The sequence below is a fragment of the Pseudomonas sp. NPDC087639 genome, assembly GCF_044743385.1.
Classification (GTDB): domain Bacteria; phylum Pseudomonadota; class Gammaproteobacteria; order Pseudomonadales; family Pseudomonadaceae; genus Aquipseudomonas.
In genome coordinates this window covers 4,998-12,300 of sequence record NZ_JBIUWI010000064.1, presented here as the reverse complement: position 1 = coordinate 12,300, position 7,303 = coordinate 4,998, and the positions used below count along the sequence as shown (strand labels likewise).

The following is a 7,303-nucleotide window of genomic DNA, read 5'->3' as shown; positions in this document are numbered from 1 at the left end:
GATCAGGATCAGGCTCTGCTGGACGCTGCGACCGCGACTGTAGTTGAGCGAGTTGAACTGCAACGGCACTTTGCTGAGGATGTAGTCGACGCTGCCATGGGTGTTTTCGTCATCCATGTGCAAGGCTTCGAGGTTGTCGGTGATGGCGCCGAGCCAAGGCTCCATTTTTTCCGCTTCGGTGCCCGGCAGGAAGCCGATCTCCTGATCCAGACCCTGCACACTGCGGGTGGCGATGATGCGGCGATAACGCTTGCTGACCATGGTCTGCTCGATCGCAGCGGCCAGCGCCAGAATGGTTTTACCGGAACCGGCAGCGCCGGACAGGTTGACCAGATGGATGTCCGGATCAAGCAGTGCGTACAGCGCCAGGCTCTGATAGATGTCGCGCGGCTTGAGGCCCCAGGCTTCCTGGTGCAGCAGCGGTTCCTGATGCAGGTCGAGGATCAGCAGTTTGTCTTCCTGGATTTCCTTGATCCAGCCGACAAAGCCCTGTTCGTCAATGATGAACTCGTTGATGTGTACCGCCGGAAGGTTGTCGATCAGTTGCACCTGATGCCAGGTGCGGCCGTGGTCCTGACGGGTTTCGACCTTGCTCACGCGGTCCCAGAAAGAACCGGTCATGTTGTGGTAGCCGTTGGGTAGCAGGGACACGTCATCGACCAGTTGGTCGGTGCTGTAGTCCTCGGCCGCGATCCCGCAGGCGCGCGCCTTGAGGCGCATGTTGATGTCTTTGGTGACCAGCACCACAGCTTTCTGCGGATCACGGGTGTGCAGGTCGATCAACTGGTTGATGATTTTGTTGTCGTTCAGGTGCTCGGGCAGAATCAGGTTCGACTCGGCCTTTTTGCTCATCAGAATTGACAGCAAGCCCTTCGGCCCGCTCTTGCCGCGCTGGATCGGCACACCCAGTTCGACGTCCTCGGGGGAGGCGTCACCCAGGGTCTTGTCGATCAGCCGGATCGCCTGGCGGCATTCGGCGGCAACGCTATGATGCCCGCTCTTGAGCTTGTCCAACTCCTCAAGCACGGTCATCGGGATCGCGACGTGGTGTTCTTCGAAATTAAGCAGGGCGTTTGGATCGTGAATCAATACGTTGGTATCGAGTACATAAAGGATTGGCTGGTTGGAGGAAGGGCTACGTCCGTGATCATCCATACTCGGTCACCTATGTCAGAGCCAGTAGACGCAATACCTTGGCGGTGCTGCGCCTCGAAGTGACTGCCGAAATCTCACCTGCGGAGATTCAAGTGACTGCAAACAAACGGGTCTTGGAAGACGCCACCTGTGTTGCAGGTTTCGGCGGTCTGTCTTCGTAATACTCCAAAACCCATGACATAAAAAAGCACTTTGACGGTTTTTTTAAGTTTATTTTGCAAAGTGACGAAAAGCCCTTGGCGGACCGCCCTGCCCCCGTTAGAGTCGGAAGTCCACCTGCACCGAAACCTCCAAAAAAATCACCCCAAGCCCAATGTTTCCGGGCTTTTGCCGTTTCTCAGCGAAACGCGTCCTGACAATCCTCCCAGCCGATGCCACTTTGCGCAGTTTGTGTGATCAGCCACGGCATCGCGGTCTTCACCGCATCCTGCTTCATGTTGAAATTGATCACTCCATGGCGCCACAAAAGCATCAGGGTCAGCACCCGCTGCGCGCTCTGGGGCCCCTTGAGTTTGCCCGCGCCATCCTGGGCGTCGATGTCCCACAACGCCACTTGCAGACCCTGGCTATTGAAGAAACCTTGTGCGTCACTGCGGCGCTGGCCATCCGGCGGGCGGAACAGCGGCACGTAGTTTTCCGGCAATTTGTTCCTGACCAGATCAGCGCTGCGCCGCACCGAGTCCTGCCAGTCCTGCCAATGGCTGTGGGAACGGAACTCCCAACCCTGCACGCCGACGCATTGTTGCGAAAACGCCGCTTGCAGGTTGCTTACCGAACGGTCACCCAGCCGCGCCTGAATATCCTTGCCAAGCATGAAGAACGTGCCGCTCATGTTCGCCTTGCGCAGGTACTCGGTGAGCCAGTCGGTGTTGTCCGGTTGCACGTTGGCGGCGCTGTCGAAGGTCAGCAGAAACAGCCGGTCATGCATTTCCTCGCCGTTGCGCTCGTAGTCGCCAAAACGATCGAATTCGTTGCTGTTCTGAGGCGAAAGCGCAGCCTTGCGCATCAACTCGTCCAGATAGAGCAAATGGAAGATCCGGCTTGGCTCGGCCCACTTGGTGTAATAGCTGTCATCGCTGACCACGAACTTGGCGGCTTGCTCGCGCAGAGTCGGCAAGTCTTCGACGAGGAAGCAGAACGAGGCGTCCTGATCGCAGCTCTGCTGAGCGAAGTTGTAGTTGGCCAGCAGACGCTGCCACAGCCGTTGGCGCAGGCTATTAACCGCGTCGATATTGACCGTGCGCAGCCCCAGGCGCTGGGCCAGGGCGGCTTCGTCCATCGACTCGGTGCCCAGCAGACCGCGGGCGAACATGAGGATTTCCGCCCGCGACGCCACGTCGAACAGCGTAGGGCTGCTCAGTTGCTCCGGCCAGGTACTGCGATCCAGCGTCGCCACATCGCCCGGCGCCGCAACGGCACCTAAGCTCAATAGCCACGCGGTGAATAAAAGAACAATGCGCAATGGGATGTCTCCGTAACAAAACCCGGGCGGCACTATAGCTGATCCCATACAGTTCCCTCAGCAACACAGATTCCCATGTGGGAGCGAGCCTGCTCGCGAATACGGATTCAGATCCGCCATAGAAGTCGACTGATGCACTGCTTTCGCGAGCAGGCTCGCTCCCACGGGGGATTGGGGCCAGCCGTCGATCACCTATGGACTTGATAGCTGGAGTCAACACCGACAACCCCCTAGAATCGCCCCCACGATTAAAGGAGACGACTTCATGCTGATGGTGATTTCCCCCGCCAAGACCCTCGATTACGAAACACCGCCGGCGACCGAGCGCTTCACCCAGCCGCAATACCTCGACCACTCTCAGGAGCTGATTCAGCAATTGCGTGAGCTGTCGCCAGCGCAGATCAGCGAATTGATGCACGTCTCAGACAAGATCGGCGGGCTCAACGCCGCACGTTTCGGCAGCTGGACGCCAGCCTTCACCCCGGAAAACGCCAAGCAGGCCCTGCTCGCATTCAAGGGTGACGTCTACACCGGTCTCGACGCCCAGTCCTTCAGTCAAGCGAATTTCGATTACGCACAAAAACACCTGCGCATGCTCTCGGGCCTTTATGGCCTGCTGCGCCCGCTGGATCTGATGCAACCCTATCGCCTGGAAATGGGCACCAAACTGGCCAACGCGCGCGGCAAGGATTTGTACGCGTTCTGGGGCACGCGCATCAGTGAATGGCTGAATGAAGCATTGGCCGAGCAAGGCGATGATTTGCTGCTCAACCTGGCGTCCAACGAGTACTTTTCTGCTGTCAAACGCACCGCGTTGAATGCGCGAATCATCAATGCCGACTTCAAGGATCTGAAAAACGGCCAGTACAAGATCATCAGTTTCTACGCGAAAAAGGCCCGTGGTTTGATGAGCCGTTTCGTGATCCAGGAAGGCATCAACGATCCAGCCCAGCTCAAGCAGTTCGATGTTCAGGGTTATCGCTACAGTGCTGAACAGTCGAAACCGGACAATCTGGTGTTTTTGCGCGACCACGCCCCCGAATAAAGCATGCCCGTTGCACGACTCTTTCTATATAGAGTCGTGCAGGTCGCACGATGTCAAAAATCCCCCGCCTGTTTTTGCCATTTTTATGGCGTCAAAAAAACATCCCCATCTTTTCTAATATTAGTTTCACTCGACACTGATCTTTTTTTTCAGTAGTGGCACCTAAATTTTTTCACCGTAGTGGCACAAAACTATCTAATGTGATTATTCGCCTGTTAATAAAGGTCGAAAACGAAAGTGCTATCAAATTGAGACTAGTGCCATCTAGGACAATATTTCAAGAAATTTCAGATTTCGCGATGAGCGGGCAGGAACTTCGTCCAAATGCATAGCTCATACCACCGGTAACGATTCTCGCCGAGTTTGTACGAGATAACTTACGCAGGGTCGATAGTCATGTAACCAAGTTGTCACAGCAACTTGCCTAGATGACTAACCAGTCTGAAAACAACTTGATGGACAGGAGATACGCACCATTAATATCCCCTGCAAGGCCATGACCGCGCCCCTATAAACGTGCTCGCCTGAGCACCCAACCGCTTGATTTTAAAGGCTTCTACCTGACATCAAGCGCGTAAAAACGACTGCACCAAGATCTTCAGACATGAAGATTGGCTGCAAAACAGGGCAAGTCATAACAACAAAGCCTGGTTGCGCACATCTTGAGTGCACTTATTTAGACACTCGAAACTTAGTATGCCTGCACACGGCATTGTGGCGCCTGTATGCCGCACTTTCGAGTGCACTAATGAACGCTGAACACCATTAACTCCGGCCCTCTAACGGCCTGATATATACAGAGGTAATTGCGATGCGCATCAGCATATTTGGTTTGGGTTACGTTGGCGCAGTGTGTGCCGGTTGCCTGTCTGCACGGGGCCATGACGTGATTGGCGTCGACGTTGCCAAAGACAAGATCGACATGATCAACGCCGGTAAATCGCCGATTGTTGAACCGGGCCTGGGCGAACTTCTGCAACAGGGTATTCAGACCGGTCGCCTGCGTGGCACGACCAACTTCGCCGAGGCGATTCGTGACACCGATCTGTCGATGATCTGCGTCGGTACACCGAGCAAAAAGAACGGCGACCTGGAACTGAACTACATCGAAGCGGTATGCCGCGAGATCGGTTTTGTCCTGCGTGAAAAATCCACCCGCCACACCATCGTCGTGCGCAGCACCGTACTGCCGGGCACTGTCGCAAACGTTGTCATCCCGATCCTCGAAGATTGCTCCGGCAAGAAGGCTGGCGTTGATTTCGGCGTTGCGGTCAACCCTGAGTTCCTGCGTGAATCCACCGCCATCGCCGACTACGACCTGCCACCGATGACCGTCATCGGCGAGTTCGACAAGGCTTCGGGCGACGTTCTGCAATCGCTGTACGAAGAACTCGACGCGCCGATCATCCGCAAGGACATCGCTGTCGCCGAGATGATCAAGTACACCTGCAACGTCTGGCACGCGACCAAAGTGACCTTCGCCAACGAGATCGGCAACATCGCCAAAGCGGTCGGCGTCGATGGCCGTGAAGTGATGGAAGTGGTCTGCCAGGACAAGACCCTCAACCTGTCCCAGTACTACATGCGCCCGGGCTTCGCGTTCGGCGGCTCGTGCCTGCCAAAAGACGTGCGTGCCCTGACCTACCGCGCCGGTTCCCTGGACGTCGAGGCACCGCTGCTCAACTCGCTGATGCGCAGCAACGAATCGCAAGTGCAGAACGCCTTCGACATCGTTGAAAGCCACGACAAACGCAAAGTCGCCCTGCTCGGCCTGAGCTTCAAGGCCGGCACCGACGACCTGCGCGAAAGCCCGCTGGTCGAGCTGGCAGAAATGCTGATCGGCAAGGGTTACGACCTGAGCATCTACGACAGCAACGTCGAGTACGCCCGTGTTCACGGCGCGAACAAGGACTACATCGAGTCGAAAATCCCGCACGTGTCGTCCCTGCTCAACGCGGACTTCGATTCGGTGATCAACAACTCCGACGTGATCATCCTCGGCAACCGCGACGAGAAATTCCGCGCGCTGGCTCAGCAAGCACCGCACGGCAAACAGGTCATCGACCTGGTCGGTTTCATGGCCAAAGCCACCGACGCCGGTACGCGCACCGAAGGCATTTGCTGGTAACGCAGCCCTAAGCGACAAGCCTCGAGCTGCCAGCCAAAGCGTTTCGCTTGCAGCTCGAAGCTTGCGGCTTGAAGCCTTCTCACCTTCGGATGACGTTGATGACCAAGCTCAAACATTTTTTTCTGCAATCCGCCGGCTGGCTTTTTTATCTCAGTCTGCTGATGGGCCTGGCCTTGATGCTGCCCACGTCCACATTCGACTCCGAGTCGAAGGACTTCATTTTCCTGATTGGCGCCGTGGGTATCTGGCGCTATTCGATGGGTGCAACGCACTTTGTGCGCGGCATGATTTTCCTCTACATCGTTTACCCGCACCTGCGCCGTAAAGTGCGCAAGCTGGGTAAAGCGGCAGATCCGTCGCATGTGTTTCTGATGGTCACCAGTTTCCGTATCGACGCGCTGACCACTGCGCAGGTCTACAGCTCGGTGATCCGCGAAGCCATCGACTGCGAACTGCCGACCACCGTGGTCTGCTCGATCGTGGAAATGTCCGATGAGCTGCTGGTCAAGGCGTTGTGGGCACGGATGAATCCGCCTGAGCGAGTCAAACTCGACTTCGTGCGCATTCCCGGCACCGGCAAGCGTGATGGCCTGGCCTACGGTTTCCGTGCGATCTCCCGTCACCTGCCAGACGACCGCGCCGTAGTGGCCGTGATCGATGGCGACACCGTGCTCGGCGAAGGCACCGTGCGCAAGACCGTGCCGTGGTTCCAGTTGTTCGGCAATGTCGGCGGCCTGACCACCAACGAGTTCTGCGAAGTACGCGGCGGCTACATCATGAGCGAATGGCACAAGCTGCGTTTCGCCCAGCGTCACATCAACATGTGCTCGATGGCCCTGTCCAAGCGCGTGCTGACCATGACCGGGCGCATGTCGGTGTTCCGTGCCACCGTGGTGACCGACCCGGAATTCATCGCCGATGTGGAAAGCGACTCGCTGCAACACTGGCGTCTGGGCCGATTCAAGTTTTTGACCGGCGACGACAAGTCGAGCTGGTTCAGCCTGATGCGTCTCGGTTACGACACCTTTTACGTGCCTGACGCGGCGATCAACACCGTTGAACACCCGCCGGAAAAGAGCTTCATCAAGGCCAGTCGCAAACTGATGTTCCGCTGGTACGGCAACAACCTGCGGCAGAACTCCCGCGCCTTGGGCCTGGGTGTGAAACGCCTCGGCGCCTTCACCTCGGTGGTGCTTTTCGATCAGCGCGTGTCGATGTGGACGTCGCTGCTAGGTCTGACCGTGGCGATCATCGCCAGCTTCAAGTACGGCACCGCGTTCATCCTGGTTTACCTGCTGTGGATCGGCATCACCCGCCTGATTCTGACCTTGCTGTTGTCCTGCTCCGCTCACCGGATCGGCCCGGCCTACCCGGCGATTCTTTATTACAACCAGATCGTCGGTGCGCTGGTGAAGATCTATGTGTTCTTCCGCCTCGACCAACAATCCTGGACTCGCCAACCCACTTCCCTGACCCGTGATAACTCCAGCTTTAAAATTTTGTTCAAAACCTG

4 protein-coding genes and 1 pseudogene are annotated in these 7,303 nt (G+C 56.8%); 3 read left to right on the top strand and 2 right to left on the bottom strand.

Annotated features, from left to right (window positions below; all coding sequences use genetic code 11):
* Nucleotides 1–1,155: PhoH family protein (locus tag ACIOVB_RS22020; RefSeq protein WP_401271355.1), on the bottom strand; the 1,155-nt coding region annotated here is incomplete at its 3' end.
* Between the two features lie 337 nt (nt 1,156–1,492).
* Entirely contained in the window at nt 1,493–2,617 is a 1,125-nt protein-coding gene (locus ACIOVB_RS22015) for a polysaccharide deacetylase family protein (RefSeq protein ID WP_401271352.1), read from the bottom strand.
* A gap of 265 nt (nt 2,618–2,882) precedes the next feature.
* Between ACIOVB_RS22015 and yaaA the strand changes: the two genes are divergently transcribed.
* From yaaA to ACIOVB_RS22000, 3 genes and pseudogenes are all read left to right on the top strand, one after another.
* A complete protein-coding gene (gene yaaA, locus ACIOVB_RS22010; protein WP_401271349.1) occupies nt 2,883–3,662 on the top strand; it encodes a peroxide stress protein YaaA in 780 nt (259 codons plus the stop codon).
* A gap of 811 nt (nt 3,663–4,473) precedes the next feature.
* Nucleotides 4,474–5,790 carry a nucleotide sugar dehydrogenase gene (locus tag ACIOVB_RS22005; RefSeq protein ID WP_187676867.1) on the top strand — a complete coding sequence of 439 codons (1,317 nt, stop codon included), beginning with the start codon at nt 4,474–4,476 and terminating at the stop codon, nt 5,788–5,790.
* Between the two features lie 98 nt (nt 5,791–5,888).
* A pseudogene (locus ACIOVB_RS22000) lies at nt 5,889–7,303 on the top strand (glycosyltransferase family 2 protein); the annotation flags it as partial.

Coding starts and splice junctions, on each gene's coding strand:
- yaaA (WP_401271349.1), top strand. CDS start 2,883: ATGCTGATGGTGATTTCCCCCGCCAAGACCCTCGATTACGAAACACCG.
- ACIOVB_RS22005 (WP_187676867.1), top strand. CDS start 4,474: ATGCGCATCAGCATATTTGGTTTGGGTTACGTTGGCGCAGTGTGTGCC.